Raw genomic sequence first — 18,218 nt, forward strand, 5'->3', positions numbered from 1 at the left:
GGGTTACGAGCCACACGCACCGGGGAGTCCGGTGCGTCACGGACACTGGAAGAAAGCGAACAGCCACGATGACGGTTCCCCTGCCGACCGCCACGACGCGATGGCGCTGCACCCTCTGCGGCAACCTCACGCGCTTCGACGTGACCCGCTCGTCGAAGGTCGTGGAGTACGTCCACCTCGACCTCGCCGGGGAGCCGAACGTGGAGGAGCGCGAGGTGCTCAGTGAGACCATCGAGTCCGTGCGCTGCCGCTGGTGCAACGCCGTGGACCAGGTGGAGCTGGTGGACCGCCCGGGCAGCGAGTCCGCGCAGGGCGAGGCCGGCGCGTCCTGAGGGACCGCGCCGGACGGTACTCGTACAGGTGATCCCCGTACGGGATCGGCACGACAGGTGATGAGGTGACGGATGGTGGAGACCGCTGGCGGGGGGCCGGGCGACGGCGCCGCTGAGGTGCTCGACCGTCCGCTGCCCGACGGCGTGCGCCGCAGGGTCGTCCAGATCGTCGCGGACGGCTTCGGCGGGCTGACCCTGGGCGAACTGCCCGCCCAGTTGCGGCAGTACGCCCGGTTCGCCCCGAACCGGCGGGCCAAGTTCGCCGGGAACGCGATGGCCGCCGCGCTGGAGACCGATCCGCTGTTCCGGCAGCGCATCGGGGAGAAGTTCAGAGAGGCCCAGCCGGAACTGGCCGGCGCCCTCGACTCCGGCTCGCCGCCCCCGGCCGCGGACCCGCTCGACGTCGCGGCCGCGGCCTATGTTCTGCGGCCCGCGGGCTGGGTGAAGCTGGTGACCGCGGCCGGCGAGGAGGCGCAGCGCGCGGACGCCGAGCGCGCCGACGAGGAGAACCGCGCCGAGCTGGAGCGGCTGCGCACCCGGCTCGACCAGGCCCGCGAGCACGCCCGTACCGAGACGGAACGGCTGCGGACGGAGCTGGACGCGGCGAAGAAGGAAGCGGAGTCGCTGCACCGGAAGCTGCGCGCCGCCCTCAGCGACGTCAAGCGCGGGGAGGCGGCGCTGCGCAAGGCGCAGGCCGAGATGGAGGCCCACCGCGCCGAGTCGCACGCGCAGGTGTCCGCCGCGGAGAGCGAGTCCCGGCGCCTCAAGGCGCGTCTCGCGGAGGCCGAGGCCGCCCTGGAGGCCACGCGCAGAGCGGCGCGCGAGGGGCGCAGTGTCGAGGACATGCGCGTCCGTCTGCTCCTGGACACCCTTCTGGACGCCACCCAGGGTCTGCGCCGGGAACTGGCGCTGCCGCCGGTGTCCGTGCGGCCCGCGGAGACCGTGGACGCCGTCGAGCCGGGCCGGATGACGCCGAAGGACATCGCCGCGCGCGCCCTGTCCGAGCACGACCCCGCGATCCTCGACCAGTTGCTGGCGCTGCCCCAGGCCCATCTCGTCGTCGACGGCTACAACGTCACCAAGACCGGCTATCCGCAGATGCCGCTGGAGAAGCAGCGGTTGCGGCTGCTCGGGCAGCTGTCCGCGCTCGCCGCGCAGACCGGCGCCGAGGTCACCTGTGTCTTCGACGGGGCCGAGCTGGCCGCGCCGGTGCTGCTCGCCCCGCCGCGCGGGGTGCGGGTGCTGTTCTCCAAGCCCGGGGTGACCGCCGACGAGCTGATCCGGCAGCTGGTGCGTGCGGAGCCGCCCGGCCGACCCGTTATCGTCGCCTCCACCGACCGTGAGGTGGCCGACGGGGTCGCCCGCGCCGGTGCCCGACCCGTGGCTTCTGCGGTGCTCCTGAAGCGACTGTCCTGAAGGTGCAACTCGCGTAAGCGATGTCCGAATTGACGGAACCGTCACGCAACGTAGTGTCAATCCGGCATCACTGCTCGTGAGTTGAGGGCAAAGAATGCGGGCTGTCACCGAGATTTTTGGGATCAGGATTTGAACTGATCACAACTGGGTCACTAGGGTCGGGGCTCGAACCTCCGAACGGGTGATCACTCACAAGAAGGAGTTCGCCTCCAGTGGCGTCCCACCGTCGACCCAAGCAGCCGAGTCGTGCACGCGTGACCGTGCTGACCACCGCAGCAGCCGCCGCCGTCGCCTTCAGCGCCCAGGCCGCCAACGCAGCCCCGAGCGAGAAGCCGACCAAGGACGAGGTGAAGGCCAAGGTCGACAAGCTGTACGAGCAGGCCGAGCAGGCCACCGAGAAGTACAACGGCGCCAAGGAGAAGCAGGAGAAGCTCCAGAAGGAGATCTCCACGATCCAGGACAACGTCGCCCGCGGCCAGGAGGAGCTCAACGAGCTGCGCGACTCCATAGGCATGGCGGCGGCCGCCCAGTACCGCACCGGCACCATCGACTCCTCCCTCCAGCTCTTCCTGTCGTCGAACCCCGACGACTACCTGGACAAGGCGTCCACCGCCGACCAGCTCAGCGCCCAGCAGGTCGAGGCGCTGAAGAAGATCCAGGAGAAGCAGCGCGAACTCGCGCAGGAGCGCTCCGAGGCCTCCGAGAAGCTCAAGGACCTCGCCTCCACGCGCACCGAACTCGGCAAGAAGAAGCAGGAAGTCCAGGGCAAGCTCGCCGAGGCGCAGAAGCTGCTCAACTCCCTGACGGCCGCCGAGAAGGCCGCCCTCGCCGCCGAGCAGGACCGCGCCAACCGCTCCTCCAGCTCCCGCGTCGACCTGGGCGACGCCCCGGCCGGCTCCAGCCGCGCCATGGCCGCCTTCCAGGCCGCCCAGAGCAAGATCGGCTCCCCGTACGTCTACGGCGCCTCCGGCCCGTCCTCCTTCGACTGCTCGGGCCTGACGAGCTGGGCCTACGCCCAGGCCGGCGTCTCCATCCCGCGCACCTCGCAGGCGCAGGCCAACGCCGGTACGCGCATCTACAGCCAGTCCGACCTGCGCGTCGGCGACCTGGTGATCTTCTACGGCGACCTGCACCACGTCGGCTTCTACGCCGGCAACGGCCAGGTGCTGCACGCCCCGCGCACCGGCACGACCGTGCGCTACGAGTCCATCAACAACATGCCGTTCCAGTTCGGCGTCCGTATCTGACGGCAAGATCAACACACCGTGCCGCCCGAACGGGCGAATTGCACGGACGGGTTCTCACCCCGCGCCCCGCCGGTGACCTGCGTCAGTGGCGGGGCGTCACCGTGTGTGGCCGCGGAGGTCTTTGGCCGGGCCCCGGTCGCGGGGCTACTGTCTGCCGCGTTTCCCCCCGCCGCCGGGGCGTGCCTTGCCCCGCCCCGGCACCGGGGAACTCCCTGTCCCCCAGTGGAAGGAGTGCGGCTCCCCGTGGGCTCCCATCGCCGCCTTGCACCAACCGGGTTCGACAAGGGCGCCGTCGCCGCCCTGGGTCTGCTGTCGGCCGCGGCCGCCGCCCTGGGCGCCGTACCGGCCGGCACCGCCGCGGCCGCGCCGCACGACGACACCCGCGCCGAGGTGGACCGCCTCTACGAGGAGGCCGAACAGGCCACCGAGGCCTACAACAAGGCCGACGAGAAGGCCGACGCGCTGCGGCAGAAGGTCACCACCGCCCAGGACCGCATCGCCCGCCAGCAGGAGCGCATCAACACCATGCGCGAGGCGCTGGGTTCACTGGCCGGCGCCCAGTACCGCGCCGGCGGCCTCGACCCCGCCCTGGCGCTGCTGTTCTCCGACGACCCGGACGACTACCTCGACAAGGCCGCCGCCCTCGACCGCATCAACGCCCACCAGGCCGGGCAGCTGAGGGAACTTCAGACGGCGATGCGCGAACTCGCCCAGGAGCGCGCCGAGGCGACCCGGGCCCTGGGGGAGCTGGAGAAGAGCCGTACGGCCGTCGCCCGGCACAAGAAGACCGTCGAGCAGAAGCTCGCCCGCGCCCGGCAGCTGCTCAACGCCCTGGCGCCCGCCGAACGCGCCGCCTTCGACCGGGCCTCCCGCTCCGGCCGCACCGACCTGCCCGTCCTCGCCGGGGGAGTCCCGGCCTCCGGCCGCGCGGCCGCCGCCCTCGCCGCCGCCCGCTCCGCCCTCGGCAAACCGTACGTGTGGGGCGCCAACGGTCCCTCCGGCTTCGACTGCTCGGGCCTGATGCAGTGGTCGTACGCCCAGGCCGGGGTCTCCCTGCCGCGCACCTCGCAGGCCCAGCGGTACGCCGGCCGCCAGGTCCCGCTCTCCCAGGCGCGGCCCGGGGACCTCGTCGTCTACCGCTCCGACGCCGGCCATGTCGGCATGTACGTCGGCAACGGCCAGGTCATCCACGCCCCCTACCCGGGCGCGCCGGTGCGCTACGACCCGGTCGGCATGATGCCGGTCGCGTCGGTGACCCGGGTCTGACCGCGCCGGTCCGCCGGGCCGTCCGCGCGCCGTACGCCATGTTCGCCCACCGAGGTCTTCGCCGTACGATCGGGAGGATGGCTGGTCGACGGCGGGCGTGGAGATCCCCGGTGGTGGGGCTGTGTCTGCTGCTCGTCGCGCTGGTGGGCTGCGGCGGACGGCCCGCCGCCGACACCGCGCGTGCCGAGGTGCAGCGGCTGCTGGACCGGCGGGCGGCGGCCCTCCTGGGCCACGACCGGGCGGCGTACGGCGCCACCGGCACCCTGGCCGGGTACGCCGAGCTGGGGCAGGTGCCGTTCGCGGAGTGGGACTACCGGGTCACGACCGTACGGACCGGCGACGGGAGTGCCACCGCCGAGGCCGAGCTGCGCTACCGCATCCGCGGCTACGACACCGCCCCCGTCGTCGCCGGCCGGACGCTGCGGCTGGCCCGGGCCGCGGACGGGCGGTGGTCGGTGGCCGCCGACCGGCCCGCCGGCAAGGGTGGGCAGCAGCTGTGGGACCAGGGCGCGGTGAGCGTCGTGCGGGGCGCGCACAGCCTGGTGCTCGGCACCGGGCAGCCGCAGGGCCAGCTGCGCTCGTACGCGCGCCTCGCGGACCGTGCGGTGCCCGCGGTGTCGGACGCGTGGGGCACCGGCTGGAGCCGGCACGTCGTGGTGCTCGTGCCGAGGTCGCTGGAGGGCATGGCCGCGCTGCTCGGCTCGCCCGCCTCCTCCTACCGGGGCATCGCCGCGGTGACGACCGGCGAGACCGGGGCCCCGGCGAAGGCGCCCGCCGACCGGATCATCGTCAACCCGGAGGCGTACGGCATGCTCGGCTCGCTGGGCCGGCAGGTCGTCCTCACCCACGAGACCACGCATGTCGCCACCCGCCGCGCCACCAACGCGGCCACCCCGCTGTGGCTGTCCGAGGGCTATGCCGACTGGGTCGGCTACCGGGGCACCGGGCGCACTCCCGAGCAGGCGGCGCCGGAGCTGCAGCGGGCGGTGGCCGAGGGGCGGGTGCCGGCCGCGCTGCCCGTGGACGGCGACTTCTCCTTCTCCGGCGACGCGAACAAGCTGGCGCGGGCCTACGAGGGCGGCTGGCTGGCGTGCCGGATGATCGCCGAGCGGTGGGGCGAGGCGCGGCTCGGCGAGTTCTACCGGGCGGTCGGCGCGCACCGGCAGCGGGCCGGGGCGGTCGAGGACGCGCTGCGCACGGTGCTCGGCACGACGTCCGGGGAGTTCACCGCGGACTGGCGGGAGTATCTGCGGCTGCAGTTGGGGTGAGAGCCCGGGCGGCTCCCACCCCGTGTGCGGTCAGGAGGCCGTGCAGGCGCCGACGACGGGCGGCGTGGTGGTGCCGTTGGTGGTCACCGTGAAGCCGAAGGTGGTGGAGGCGCCGGCCGCCAGGCTGCCGTTCCAACTGGACTTCATGGTCATGACATTCCCGGAGCTGTCGAAGGACGGGGTGCCGTTCCAGGTGGCGGTGACCTTCTGCGGGGAGGTGACGGTGACCGTCGTGGACCAGGCGCTGATCGCGCTGCTGCCCGCGGTGATGGTGACCTTGCCGTTGAAGCCGCCGGACCAAGACTCGGCCGTGGTGTAGGTCGCCGTGCAGGCGGCCGTGCCGCCGCCACCGCCACCGCCACCGCCGCCGCCGTCGCTCGTGCCGCCCAGCTCGTTGAGGACCGAGTAGTACGCCGGCTTCTTGCCGTAGTCGGAGTCGAACAGCAGCGGGGTGCCGCTGCTGCGCCAGGAGTACTTGTCGGTGATGCCCCAGACCGTGAGGCCGGTACAGCGGGTGACCGCCAGGCACGCCTTGACCACGTTGGCGTAGTTGGTGGCCTGCGCGCTGCCCGAGCCCTCGATGTCCAGCTCGGTGATCTGGACGTCGACGCCGAGGTCGGCGAAGCGCTGGAGGTTGGCCTGGTAGTCGCTCGGCACCGGGGAGGCGCTGTTGAAGTGGGACTGGAAGCCGACGCAGTCGATCGGGACGCCGCGCGCCTTGAAGTCCTTGACCATCGCGTAGACCGCGTTGCTCTTCGCGTTGATCCCGTCGGTGTTGTAGTCGTTGTAGCAGAGCTTGGCGTCCGGGTCGGTGGCCCGCGCGGTGCGGAACGCCTCCTCGATGAAGCCGTTGCCCAGCTTGTCCTGGAAGGGCGAGCTGCGGCGGGCGCCGCTGCCCCCGTCCTGGAACGCCTCGTTGACCACGTCCCAGGCGTAGATCTTGCCCTTGTAGTGGGTCATGAGCTGGGTGATGTGGTTGTTCATCGCGGTGCGCAGGTCGGTGGCGCCCAGACCGCTCACCCAGCCCGGCAGCTGCGAGTGCCAGACCAGCGTGTGGCCGCGGATCTTCATGGACTTGCCCTGCGCGTGGCTGACGATCTGGTCGGCCGCACCGAAGCTGAACGAGCCGCGGGTGGGCTCGGTGGCGTCCCACTTCATCTCGTTCTCGGGCGTGACGGCGTTGAACTCGGTGTCGAGCGTGTTCGCGTAGGCCGCTTCGCCCAGGTGGCTCGCGGCCACCGCGGTGCCGAAGTAGCGGCCCTTGCCGGCCGCCGCGGAGCCGAGGGTGGTCGCCGCGTCGGCCGGCGTGGCCAGGGCGGCCAGGCCCGCGGTGGCGAGCAGGCCGGCGGTCAGCGCGGACAGCGCCGTGCGGCCCCGTGTTCTGGGGGGTGCGGAGGACGTGCGGGTCATTGCTGCGTCCCTTCTCAGAGGCTTTCTCGGAGAGGCGGTTCGAAAGATTCGAACCCCTTTCGGAAGAGCGTGCAGACCCTAGAGCCAGTTGTTTCCGCGGTCAACGGGGAGTGCGTGATCGCGTCGGAAACGCCAGTTGACCCGCGCGAAACCGAAATTTACCGAACGCTTTCGAGGTCGTTCGGTGCCGTGCTCTGGCGGACGACGAGCTTGGTGGCCAGCTCCATGCGCAGGGTCGGCCGCGCCGCGTCCCGCGGCGCGAGCAGCATCCGGGCCGCCTCCTCGGCCATCTGACGCAGCGGCTGGTGCACGGTCGTCAGCGGGGGAGAGGACCACTGGGCCGCCGGCACGTCGTCGTACCCGACCACCGACAGCTCGCCGGGCACGCTCAGCCCCCTGCGCCGGGCCGCCTCCAGCACGCCGAGGGCCTGCAGGTCGCTGCCCGCGAAGATGGCGGTCGGCCGGTCGGGCCCGTCGAGCAGCTCCATGGCATGGGTGAAGCCGCCCTGGACGTGGAAGTCGCCGTAGCGGATGTGGCGCGGGTCGGGCTCCAGGCCCGCCATGGCCATCGCCGAGCGGTAGCCGTCCAGCCGGGCCAGGGAACACATCAGGTCGGCGGGGCCGGTGATGATGGCGATGCGCTCGTGGCCGTGGTCGAGCAGATGCCGGGTGGCGGCCATGCCGCCGGACCAGTTGGCCGAGCCCACCGAGGGGACGTCGGGCTCGGGGTCGCCGGCCGGGTCCACGATGACGAACGGGATGGCCCGGGAGCGCAACTGCTTCTTGACGTGGTCCGGCAGCGCGGAGAAGACCAGCACCACGCCGCGCGGGCGGCGCTGGAGCACCCCGTCCAGCCACTCGCGGCCCGGGGCGTGCCGGGTGCCGCTCTCGGTGACGACGACGCTGAGCCGGCTGCGCTGCGCGACGTTCTCCACGCCGCGGATCAGCTCCATCGCCCAGACGCTCTCCAGCTCGTGGAAGACCAGCTCGATCAGCGGCGCGTGCGAGGAGGTGGCGCTGCGCCGGCGGTAGCCGTGCTCCGCCAGCAGGCGTTCGACCCGGGTGCGCGTCGCCGATGCCACGTCCGAACGCCCGTTGAGGACCTTCGAAACTGTCGAGAGGGAGACCCCCGCCTGTGCCGCGACCTCGGCGAGGGTCACCCGACCGGCCGTTTCGTCCTCGTCTCTCGCTCGCATGGGCGCAGCATACGACACCGCCGGGTAACGGTTCGATCGCGTCCGTACCACTCCGTTGACCGCGAAAGGGGGCTCGTTTAATGTCCCGGCAACAACAAATTTCGCGCTTGGCATCGAAACTTTCGAGCGGAAAGGGGTGGGGCGCGATGCGGACACGCGTGCGGTTCTCCCGGGTACTTGCGTGTGGTGTGGCCCTGGCGGCGGCGCTGACGCTGACGGCGTGCGGGGGCAACGGGGCGTCGGCGGGCGGGGACGACAAGATCCACGTCCTGGTCTACGGCGACGCCACCAACAAGGTCGAGAAGGCGGTTGTCGACAAGTTCAACAAGACCTCCAAGGTCAAGGTGGTCCTGGACACCATCCCCGGTGCCGACTACCAGCAGAAGCTCCAGACGATCATCAACACCCCCCAGGCCCCGGACGTCTTCTTCAACTGGGGCGGCGGCAGCATCCAGCCCTTCGTCAAGGCCGATCTGCTGCTGCCGCTGGACGACTTCATCGCCAAGGACGCGAAGCTGAAGGACGCCTTCCTGCCGTCCGTCTTCGACTCCGCGGTGCTCGACGGCAAGGCGTACGGCGTCCCGATGCGCGGCACCCAGCCGGTGCTGCTCTTCCACAACAAGAAGGTCCTCGCCGACGCGGGCGTGCAGCCCCCGAAGACCTGGGCCGAGCTGCTCGACGCGGTCAAGACGCTCAAGGCCAAGGGCATCACCCCGATCGCGCTGGGCGGCGGCGACCAGTGGCCGACCCTGATGTGGTTCGAGTACCTCTACGACCGGATCGCCGGCCCCGAGCTGTTCAAGAAGGCCCTCTCCGGCGACAAGGACGCCTGGGCGAGCGAGGACAGCAAGAAGGCCCTCGGCATGCTCAAGGAGCTGGTCGACGCGGGCGCCTTCGGCACCAACTTCGACTCGGTGAAGTTCACCGACCAGGGCTCCCCGACGCTGCTCGCCCGCGGCAAGGCCGGCTTCGAGCTGATGGGCTCCTGGGAGTACTCCACCATCCAGGACTTCGACAAGGCCTTCGCCGAGAAGAGCCTCGGCTACACCGCCTTCCCGAGCGTGCCCGGCGGCAAGGGTGACGCGGCCGCCCTGGTCGGCAACACCAACAACTTCTACTCGGTGATGAAGAAGACCAAGCATCCCGAGGCCGTCGCCGAGTTCCTGAAGCTGATGTACTCCGACGACTTCGTCAAGCAGCAGCTGGCCATCGGGAACCTGCCCACCACCACCAACACCGAGCAGTACCTCGACACCTCGGCGAGCCCCGCCTTCTCGCACTTCCAGTTCGACCTGGTGAAGAAGGCGCCGACCTTCCAGCTCTCCTGGGACCAGGCCTACCCGCAGTCGGCCGCGACGCCGATGCACCAGGCGGTGCAGCAGTTCGTCAACGGACGGCTGGACGCCGACGGGTTCATCAAGGCCATGCAGGCCCTGCCCACCGAATGAGCACCCCATGACCACGCAGATGACACGCGCGTCCGCGCCCCGCACCGTGACCGGCAAGTCCAGCCGGCCGGCGCGGGGGTCGGCCGCCCACGTGGGCCGCCCGGGCTTTGCCTGGGCGGTCCCCGCCACACTGTTCTTCGCCCTGTTCGCCATCGCCCCGCTGGTGATGGTCGGCGTGCTGTCCTTCATGAGCTGGAACGGGTTGTCCGAGCCGGAGTTCGTCGGCCTGGACAACTGGACCCGGATCTTCGACGACCCGGTGATGATCCAGTCCATCTGGCTGACGCTGCTGCTGACCCTGCTCGGCGTCGCCCTGCAGACACCGCTCAGCATCCTGCTGGGCGTGTGGGCCGCCGGTGAGCAGCGCAACCGCGCGGTGCTGTCGGCGATCTACTTCGTCCCGCTGCTGCTGTCCTCCACCGCCGTGTCCGTGCTGTGGCGGGCGCTGCTCGACCCGAACTTCGGCGTCCCGGCCCAGGCGACCTGGCTGTTCGGCGACGGCAACCTGTTCGGCAAGCAGTCCACCGCGATCGGGGTCCTCGCCTTCGTCAGTACCTGGCAGTTCACCCCGCTGCACACGCTGATCTACCAGGGCGCCGCGCGCGCGATCCCCCAGGTGCTCTACCAGGCCGCGGAGATCGACGGGGCGGGCCGGTTCCGGCAGTTCTTCCACATCACGCTGCCCCAGCTGCGCAACTCGATCATCACCTCGATGATCCTCATGGTGGTCGGCGGCCTCACCACCTTCGAGACCGTCCTCATCCTGACCCAGGGCGGCCCCGGCACCGACACCACCATCAGCGCCTACTACATGTACCAGAAGGCCTTCAAGAGCTTCGACTTCGGCGCCGGCGCGGCCATCGCGCTCGTGCTGGTCGTCGCCGCCACGATCATCTCGCTCGTCGTCGTACGCCTGTCCGGCTACGACAAGATGCGCGGCACCATGGAGGGCATGTCATGAGGCGACGCCCCAACTACCTGGCCGGCGCGGCCTCGCTCGCCTGGCTGTTCATCGTGGGCCTGCCCCTGTACGTGATGCTGGCCGCGACCGTGCAGTCCCGCTCGGACTACTCCAAGGGCGGCCCGCTGTCCTGGCCCGAGGGCTTCACCCTGGACAACTTCACCAGCGCCTTCGACGAGGGCTTCGGCGAGTACTACCTCAACACGGTGATCGTCACGGTCGCCGTGGTGGGCATCGTCCTGCTGCTGGTGCCGCCGCTCGCCTACGCCATCGTGCGCAGCCGCTCCAAGGTCACCTCGCTGGTCTTCCGGCTCTTCCTGCTCGGCCTCGCCATCCCCGCCCAGGCCGTGATCGTGCCGATGTTCTACCTGATCAGCGAGGCGGGGCTGTACGACAACCTGATCGGCGTCATCCTGCCCACGGCCGCCTTCTGCCTGCCGGTCTCCGCGCTGGTGCTCAGCGGCGCCATGCGGGACATCTCGCCGGAGCTGTTCGAGGCGATGGCCATGGACGGGGCGACGCCGCGCCGGATGTTCTTCCAGCTGGTGCTGCCGCTGTCCCGGGGCGGGCTCTCCACGATCGTGGTGTTCTCCGCGCTGCAGGCCTGGAACGGCTTCCTCTTCCCCCTCGTCCTCACCCAGTCCGACTCCACCAAGGTCATCACGCTGGGCCTGTACAACTTCCAAACCGAGCACGGCATCAACATCCCCGGCCTGCTGGCCGCGGTGGTGCTGTCGATGGTGCCCGTCCTGCTCGTCTACCTGTTCGCCCGTCGCGCCCTGGTCCAGGGTCTGATGGGCGTCGGAGGAAAGTGACCGCCACGTGGCCGTTGAGACAACCACACCCGTCACCCCTGTCTGGAACGACCCCGCCCACGACACCGACACCCGCGTCACGGCTCTGATCGAGGCGATGACCGTCGAGGAGAAGATCGCCCAGCTGTTCGGCGTCTGGGTCGGCGCCTCCGCCGAGGGCGGTGAGGTCGCCCCGCACCAGCACGACATGGAGGAGGCGGTCGACCTCGACGCCCTGCTGCCGGCCGGGCTCGGACAGCTCACCCGGCCCTTCGGCACCGCCCCCGTCGACCCGGCGCTCGGCGCGCTGTCCCTGCTGCGCACCCAGCGGCGCATCATGGCCGCCAACCGGTTCGGCATCCCGGCCCTCGCCCACGAGGAGTGCCTGGCCGGGTTCGCCGCCTGGGGCGCCACCGCCTACCCGGTCCCGCTGTCCTGGGGCGCCACCTTCGACCCCGACCTGATCCGCCGGATGGCCGCCGCCATCGGCCGCGACATGCGAGAGGTCGGCATCCACCAGGGCCTCGCCCCCGTCCTGGACGTCGTCCGCGACACCCGCTGGGGCCGCGTCGAGGAGACCATCGGCGAGGACCCCTACCTGGTCGGCACCATCGGCACCGCCTATGTGCAGGGCCTGGAGTCCGCCGGGATCGTCGCCACGCTCAAGCACTTCGCCGGGTACTCCGCCTCCCGCGCCGGCCGCAACCTCGCGCCCGTTTCGATGGGGCCGCGCGAACGCGCCGACGTGCTGCTGCCGCCGTTCGAGATGGCTCTGCGCGAGGGCGGCGCCCGCTCGGTCATGCACGCCTACACCGACACCGACGGCATCCCCTCCGCCGCCGACGAGGAGCTGCTGACCGGCCTGCTGCGCGACACCTGGGGCTTCACCGGCACGGTCGTCGCCGACTACTTCGGCATCGCCTTCCTGAAGACCCTGCACGGTGTCGCCGCCGACTTCACCGACGCCGCGGCCACCGCGCTGCGCGCCGGCGTCGACGTCGAGCTGCCCAGCGTGAAGACCTTCGGCCCGGCGCTCGTCCAGGCCGTCACCGAGGGCACCGTGCCCGAGGAGCTGGTCGACCGGGCCCTGCGCCGCGTGCTGGCGCAGAAGGCCGAACTCGGCCTGCTCGACGCGGACTTCGACCCGGTGCCGGCCGCCCTGCGGGAGCACGGCACCGACGACACCGTCGCCCTGCGCGGCACGGTCGACCTGGACTCGCCGGAGAACCGCGAGCTGGCCGCCCGGGCCGCCGACGAGGCGGTGATCCTGCTGGCCAACAACGGCGTCCTGCCGCTGACCGCGCCCCGCCGGATCGCCCTGATCGGCCCTCAGGCCGACGAGCCGACCGCGGTGCTGGGCTGCTACTCCTTCCCGCTGCACGTCGGCGTCCACCACCCCGACGTGCCGGTCGGCATCGAACTGCCCACGCTGCGCGAGGCGCTGGTGAGGGAGTTCCCGGGCGCCGAGATCGTCACCGTGCGCGGCGCGGACGTCGACACCGCCGACACCTCCGGCTTCGACCAGGCCGTCCGCGTCGCCCGGGACGCCGACGTGGTCGTCGCCGCGCTCGGCGACCGCGCGGGCCTGTTCGGCCGCGGCACCAGCGGCGAGGGCTGCGACGCCGAGTCGCTGGCGCTGCCCGGCGTGCAGCAGGCGCTGCTCGACCGGCTGCTGGACACCGGCACCCCGCTGGTGGTGGCGCTGCTGGCCGGACGGCCCTACGCGCTCGGCCGGGCGGTGACCGAGGCCGACGCGATCGTGCAGTCCTTCTTCCCCGGCGCCGAGGGCACCGGCGCCGTCGCCCGCGTGCTCAGCGGCACCGTCAACCCCTCAGGCCGGCTGCCCGTCAGCGTGCCCGCCGGGTCCGGGGGCCAGCCCTCCACCTACCTCGCCGCCCCGCTCGCCGGGCGCAGCGACGTCTCGGCGGTCGACCCGACCGCGGCGTTCGCCTTCGGGCACGGCCTGTCGTACACGTCGTTCGACTGGAGCGACCTGGTGGTCGCGGCCGAAGAGACCACCACCGACGGGGAGTTCACGCTCTCCTTCACCGTGCGCAACACCGGCGACCGGCACGGCACCGAGGTCGTCCAGCTCTATCTGCACGACCCGGTCGCCTCCGTCGTCCAGCCCGTGCAGCGGCTCGTCGGCTACCGCAGGGTGCCGCTCGGGCCGGGCGAGGCACGCCGGCTGTCCGTGACGGTCCCGGCCGACCTCGCCTCCTTCACCGGCCGCGACGGGCGGCGCGTGGTCGAGCCGGGCGAGCTGGAGCTGCGCCTGTCCGCCGCGAGCGACGCGCCGCGGCTGACCGCCCGGGTCCGGCTGACCGGGCCCGCCCGGCACGTGGACCACACGCGCAGGCTGCACGCCGACTTCCGCTGACGCGGAGCGAGGAGAGCCCCGGCCCGTAGGGGAGGGCCGGGGCTCTCACGCGTCCCGCTCCAGCTCGGCCACGGCCTCCGCCAGCCACGCCCGCTCCGCCTGCCCGGTCGCCCGGGCCACCCGCAGCATGCCCTGCCGGAACAGGTCCCCGGCCTCCTCGGCCGCGACGGGCCGGCCGCCCCGGTAGAAGAAGCTCGACGGCTCCTGGAGGAAGTCCAGCCGCCGCCGCAGTACGGCCGCCTGCTCCCGCCGGTCGGGCAGGTGCCGCAGGAACGCCAGGACGGTGTTGAAGCGCGCCTGGTCGCTGATCTCCACCGGCTTGGGCGTCCGCAGCCGCCGCAGCAGGTCTGCCCGCCCGGCCTCGGTCAGGGACAGCATCCGGCGCGGGGCCGCGCTCACGCCCTCCTCGATCCGCTCGGCCAGCAGTCCCGCCGCGACGAGCCGCTTGATCGCCGGGTACAGCGCACCGTCGCTCACCGGGCGGACATGCCCGCTCAGAGCGGCGATGCGCTCCTTCAACTCGTAGCCGTGCAGCGGCTGTTCGGCCAGGAAGCCGAGGATCGACAGCTCCAGCACTTCACTTTCCTCCTTGTGGACGCCCTGGCGGCATGCTACCTCTTATCGAGCTACCTCGAATCGAGGTACCGTCGACTTCAGGGGGACACCGCGTGAACGCCCACCGCAAACAGCTCATCTCCCTCGCCCACCCCGTCTACTTCTCCCTCCTCGCCTCCGTCGCCGCCGGGATCATCAACACCGTCTGGGTCTCCCGGCTCGGCGGCGACGCCGTCGCCGCCGTGGCCGTCGCCACCAACACCGAGAACGTGCTGCTCGGCGTGGCGCTGGTGTTCGCCTCCGGCACCACCGTGCTGGTCGCCCACGCCCGCGGCGCCCGCGACCCGGCCGCGGTCCGGGCGGCCGTCCGCGGCGGCTGGACCCTGTGCGCGCTGATCACCCCGGCCGTCGCGATCGGCGGGTACCTGCTGCGGGAGCCGCTGGCCCGGCTCGTCCTCGGCGACCAGGAGGGCGGCGCCCTGCCGCTCGCCGTCGCCTACTTCGCGATCTCCCTGCCCGGCACGGCCGTCTTCTTCGTCCAGCAGCTCGTCGACGGCCTGCTCAAGGGCACCGGCGACACCCGCACCCCGATGCGGCTCGCCCTGCTCGCCAACGGCCTGATCCTCGTCTGCGACCCGCTGTTCATCCACCTCTACGGCGTCCGAGGCGCCGCCGCCTCCACCGTGCTGTGCCGGACGGTCGCGCTCGCCGCCGGGCTGCTCGCGCTGCGCCGCAACACCCTGCTGCGCGCGGCGGCAGGGGAACGAGCCCCCTGGTCCCCCACGGCGGTGCTGCGCACCGGGCTGCCGATGGCGGCCGACTTCACGATCCGGCAGGGCGGGGCGCTGGTGCTGGTCGCGATCGTGGCGCGGATCGGCGTGACGGCGGTGGCCGCGTACGCCATCGCCTACAAGGTGCTGTACATCGCGACCATGGCCTTCTACTCCGTGCGCCAGGCCGCCTCCATCCACACCGCGCACACCCGCGGCACCGGCACCGACGCCCGCCGGGCCATCGCACGGCAGGCCGTGCTGGTCTCCGGCACCACCGGCCTCACCGCGGCCGCGCTGCTCGCCCTCACCGCGCCCTGGATCATGGCCGCCTTCGGCGCCGGACCCGCCGTCGCCCACGAAGGCGTCCTCTTCCTCCGCGGCATCGGCCCCTACCTGCTGCTGATGGCCTGCTTCATCGCGCTCGGCGGGGTCTTCGAGGGCAGCGGGGGAGCGCCGCTGCTGCTGCGGGTGACCGTCGTCGGCACCGCCCTCCAACTCCCGCTCGCCTACGCCCTGTCGGGCCTCGGCCTGCCCGGGATCTGCCTGGCGATGGCGCTCGCCATGGCCGGCCAGTGCGCGGCGGTGACGGTCGCGCTGCTCAGGAGCGGCACCCGGCGAGCGGAGCCGGCCAGGGCTCAGGAGGAGACCGGCGTCTCCTCGGCCCGCTCCGCCTGAGCGGGCAGCGGCGCCCGCGCCGACGACGGCACCGTCGACCGCCACAGCCGTACGGCCGCCGTCACCGCGGCGGCCACCAGCAGGCCGTTGCGCGCGAACAGCAGGGTCACGCCGAGCGTGTCACTGGCGACGACGTGGGCGAACCAGACCGGGAACTCCAGCACCGTCACCAGACAGGCCGCCAGCACCAGCGCCGCCGGCCACCGCATCCGCGTCGCCCGGAAGCACAGGCACACCGCGGCCAGCCCCACCAGCCACACCAGGTACTGCGGGCTGATCACCCTGCTGGTCACGGTGAACAGCAGCACCGCGGTGAAGGCCGCGTCCACCGCCGTGGACGAACGGAACCGCACCGCCACCAGCCGCCACAGCAGCAGCCAGCTGAAGGCCGCCCCCGTCAGGAACAGGGCGGCCGTGGAGACGATGTCGACGTGCGGGCCGAGGAACTCCACCGAGCCGTAGTTGAGCAGCACCTGCCCGTCCCAGCCGTGGTGCCGGGCCACATGGAAGACCAGCGAGCCCAGCGACTCCACCTCGGTGCCCCGGTCCCGCTGGAACGTCAGGAACGCGAAAGCACCCGGCATGGCCAGCCAGAACACCCCCGCGACCACGGCCACGGTCACCCCGGCCGCCACCCAGGAGGTCCGCCGCCGCACCCCGATCAGCAGCAGCACCGGCCAGACCTTCAGCATCGCCCCGAACCCGGCCAGCGCCCCCATCACCCGCGGATGCCGGGCCCCGGCGAGCAGCGCCGCGACGGCCACCGCGGTCACCATCACGTCGTAGCGGGCGTACACCGTCGGCCCGAGCAGCGGTACGCCCACCACCCAGACCCAGGCCCCGGCGAGCGTACGGCCGGGCCGCCGACCCGCGTACCCCAGCAGCGCGAACGCGGCCAGGTCGGCGAGGAACGCCAGCACGAAGAAGGCCTCGGCGTAGCCGAGGAACGGCAGCAGGCCGGGGGAGAGGATGGCCAGCGCGGCGGCGGGCGGGTACTGCCAGGTCACGTCCTCAAGCGGGAACGTTCCGCCGCGCAGCACGTCGTACCAGCCGTGATAGATGACCGACACGTCGCTCGTGACGTCCGGGCCGGGGAAGACGACCACCTTGAAGACGAACAGCAGCAGCATCACGCGGGTCGCGGCCCAGACCACCCCCAGCATCAGCCACAGCAGGGGCCGCCTCGCCACCGTCGTCTCCACCAGATCCCCTGCCGTTCGATTCCCCGCCATGTGCGATTGAGGGGAACATGATGTCCTGCCCCCCTGTGCGCGTGCCACAACCCTCGCCGGGACGGTTCGGTAGGGTCGGCGACGATGCACAAGACCCTGATCGTGACCAACGACTTCCCGCCCCGCCCAGGCGGCATCCAGGCCTTCCTGCACAACATGGCGCTGCGCCTGGACCCCGCGAGCCTCGTCGTCTACGCCTCCACCTGGAAGCGGAGCCGCGAGGGCGTCGAGGCCACCGCCGCCTTCGACGCCGAGCAGCCCTTCACCGTCGTACGCGACCGTACGACGATGCTGCTGCCGACCCCGCAGGCGACCCGGCGCGCGGTCGGCCTGCTGCGCGAACACGGCTGCACGTCGGTGTGGTTCGGGGCGGCGGCCCCCCTCGGCCTGATGGCACCGGCGCTGCGCAGGGCCGGCGCCGAGCGGATCGTCGCCACCACCCATGGCCACGAGGCCGGCTGGGCCCAGCTGCCCGCCGCCCGGCAGCTGCTGCGCCGGATCGGCGAGACCACGGACACGATCACCTACCTCGGTGAGTACACCCGCTCCCGCATCGCCACCGCGCTGACCCCGCGGGCCGCCGCCCGCATGGTCCAGCTGCCGCCCGGCGTCGACGAGAAGACCTTCCACCCGGCCTCCGGCGGCGACGAGGTCCGCGCCCGCCTCGGCCTCACCGACCGCCCGGTCGTGGTCTGCGTCTCCCGGCTGGTCCGCCGCAAGGGCCAGGACACCCTCATCCAGGCGATGCCCCGCATCCTCGCCGCCGAGCCGGACACGGTCCTCCTCATCGTCGGCGGCGGCCCCTACGAGCAGGACCTGCGCCGCCTCGCCCACGACACGGGCGTCGCGAAGTCGGTCCGCTTCACCGGCGCCGTCCCCTGGTCCGAACTGCCCGCGCACTACGGCGCCGGCGACGTGTTCGCCATGCCGTGCCGGACGCGCCGCGGCGGCCTGGACGTCGAGGGCCTCGGCATCGTCTACCTGGAGGCGTCCGCGACGGGCCTGCCGGTGGTGGCCGGCGACTCGGGCGGCGCCCCGGACGCGGTCCTCGACGGAGAGACGGGCTGGGTGGTGCGGGGCGGCTCCCCGCAGGAGGCGGCCGAGCGGATCACCACGCTCCTCGGAGACCCGGAGCTGCGCCGCAGGATGGGGGAGCGGGGCAGACAGTGGGTGGAGGAGAAGTGGCGCTGGGACCTGCTGGCGGAACACTTGAAAACGCTGCTGTAGAGCAACGCCCTTAAGGGGCGCGGGGAACTGCGCGGCAA

General features: G+C 72.2%; 15 protein-coding genes. 11 read left to right on the top strand and 4 right to left on the bottom strand.

All coding sequences use genetic code 11. The annotated features are described in order from the left end of the window. Positions 1 to 68 precede the first annotated feature (68 nt). The 5 genes from IE308_RS36015 to IE308_RS36035 all read left to right on the top strand — a co-directional run bounded on the left by IE308_RS36015 (position 69) and on the right by IE308_RS36035 (position 5,529). Positions 69 to 332 carry a hypothetical protein gene (locus tag IE308_RS36015; RefSeq protein WP_110627674.1) on the top strand — a complete coding sequence of 88 codons (264 nt, stop codon included), beginning with the start codon at positions 69 to 71 and terminating at the stop codon, positions 330 to 332. A gap of 72 nt (positions 333 to 404) precedes the next feature. Beyond that, on the top strand, positions 405 to 1,748 hold the full coding sequence (locus IE308_RS36020) for an NYN domain-containing protein (RefSeq protein ID WP_190221106.1): 1,344 nt from the start codon (positions 405 to 407) through the stop codon (positions 1,746 to 1,748). 212 nt (positions 1,749 to 1,960) lie between these two features. After that, positions 1,961 to 2,995 (top strand): C40 family peptidase, encoded by a 1,035-nt coding sequence (locus IE308_RS36025; RefSeq protein WP_190221107.1) that lies wholly within the window; start codon positions 1,961 to 1,963, stop codon positions 2,993 to 2,995. A gap of 243 nt (positions 2,996 to 3,238) precedes the next feature. Then, a complete protein-coding gene (locus IE308_RS36030) occupies positions 3,239 to 4,261 on the top strand; it encodes a C40 family peptidase (RefSeq protein ID WP_190221108.1) in 1,023 nt (340 codons plus the stop codon). A 77-nt stretch (positions 4,262 to 4,338) separates the two neighbouring features. After that, complete coding sequence (locus IE308_RS36035) at positions 4,339 to 5,529, top strand: hypothetical protein (protein WP_190221109.1); 1,191 nt, start codon at positions 4,339 to 4,341, stop codon at positions 5,527 to 5,529. Positions 5,530 to 5,559: 30 nt separating this feature from the next. On the opposite strand, the gene IE308_RS36040 is transcribed toward IE308_RS36035, so the two are convergent. Together IE308_RS36040 and IE308_RS36045 are read right to left on the bottom strand one after the other, a co-directional pair. Continuing rightward, entirely contained in the window at positions 5,560 to 6,939 is a 1,380-nt protein-coding gene (locus IE308_RS36040) for a glycoside hydrolase family 10 protein (protein ID WP_190221110.1), read from the bottom strand. 158 nt (positions 6,940 to 7,097) lie between these two features. Further along, positions 7,098 to 8,135, bottom strand: coding sequence for a LacI family DNA-binding transcriptional regulator (locus tag IE308_RS36045; RefSeq protein WP_110627668.1), 1,038 nt, complete (start codon positions 8,133 to 8,135; stop codon positions 7,098 to 7,100). Between the two features lie 146 nt (positions 8,136 to 8,281). Between IE308_RS36045 and IE308_RS36050 the strand changes: the two genes are divergently transcribed. The 4 genes from IE308_RS36050 to IE308_RS36065 are packed head-to-tail and all read left to right on the top strand — an operon-like array spanning position 8,282 to position 13,718. Next, entirely contained in the window at positions 8,282 to 9,583 is a 1,302-nt protein-coding gene (locus tag IE308_RS36050) for an ABC transporter substrate-binding protein (protein ID WP_190221111.1), read from the top strand. A gap of 7 nt (positions 9,584 to 9,590) precedes the next feature. After that, positions 9,591 to 10,544 (top strand): carbohydrate ABC transporter permease, encoded by a 954-nt coding sequence (locus IE308_RS36055; protein ID WP_110627667.1) that lies wholly within the window; start codon positions 9,591 to 9,593, stop codon positions 10,542 to 10,544. Further along, positions 10,541 to 11,359: a carbohydrate ABC transporter permease gene (locus IE308_RS36060; protein ID WP_110627666.1), complete on the top strand. Its 819-nt coding sequence runs from the start codon at positions 10,541 to 10,543 to the stop codon at positions 11,357 to 11,359. Before IE308_RS36055 ends, IE308_RS36060 begins: the two co-directional genes overlap by 4 nt. Positions 11,360 to 11,366: 7 nt before the next feature. Further along, positions 11,367 to 13,718 carry a beta-xylosidase/alpha-l-arabinosidase gene (locus IE308_RS36065; protein ID WP_190221112.1) on the top strand — a complete coding sequence of 784 codons (2,352 nt, stop codon included), beginning with the start codon at positions 11,367 to 11,369 and terminating at the stop codon, positions 13,716 to 13,718. 45 nt (positions 13,719 to 13,763) lie between these two features. Here IE308_RS36065 and IE308_RS36070 read toward each other — a convergent pair whose 3' ends face one another. Then, positions 13,764 to 14,294: a PadR family transcriptional regulator gene (locus tag IE308_RS36070; RefSeq protein ID WP_110627664.1), complete on the bottom strand. Its 531-nt coding sequence runs from the start codon at positions 14,292 to 14,294 to the stop codon at positions 13,764 to 13,766. 92 nt (positions 14,295 to 14,386) lie between these two features. Here IE308_RS36070 and IE308_RS36075 point away from each other — a divergent pair, with 92 nt between their 5' ends. After that, positions 14,387 to 15,721, top strand: coding sequence for an MATE family efflux transporter (locus IE308_RS36075; RefSeq protein ID WP_190221113.1), 1,335 nt, complete (start codon positions 14,387 to 14,389; stop codon positions 15,719 to 15,721). Here the strand turns inward: IE308_RS36075 and IE308_RS36080 are convergent. Beyond that, a complete protein-coding gene (locus tag IE308_RS36080; protein ID WP_190221114.1) occupies positions 15,682 to 16,923 on the bottom strand; it encodes a glycosyltransferase 87 family protein in 1,242 nt (413 codons plus the stop codon). The genes IE308_RS36075 and IE308_RS36080 overlap by 40 nt on opposite strands. Before the next feature lie 114 nt (positions 16,924 to 17,037). Here IE308_RS36080 and IE308_RS36085 point away from each other — a divergent pair, with 114 nt between their 5' ends. Beyond that, positions 17,038 to 18,180, top strand: coding sequence for a glycosyltransferase family 4 protein (locus tag IE308_RS36085; RefSeq protein WP_190221115.1), 1,143 nt, complete (start codon positions 17,038 to 17,040; stop codon positions 18,178 to 18,180). Positions 18,181 to 18,218: the final 38 nt, after the last annotated feature.

This window comes from Streptomyces griseosporeus (assembly GCF_014656055.1).
Classification (GTDB): domain Bacteria; phylum Actinomycetota; class Actinomycetes; order Streptomycetales; family Streptomycetaceae; genus Streptomyces; species Streptomyces griseosporeus.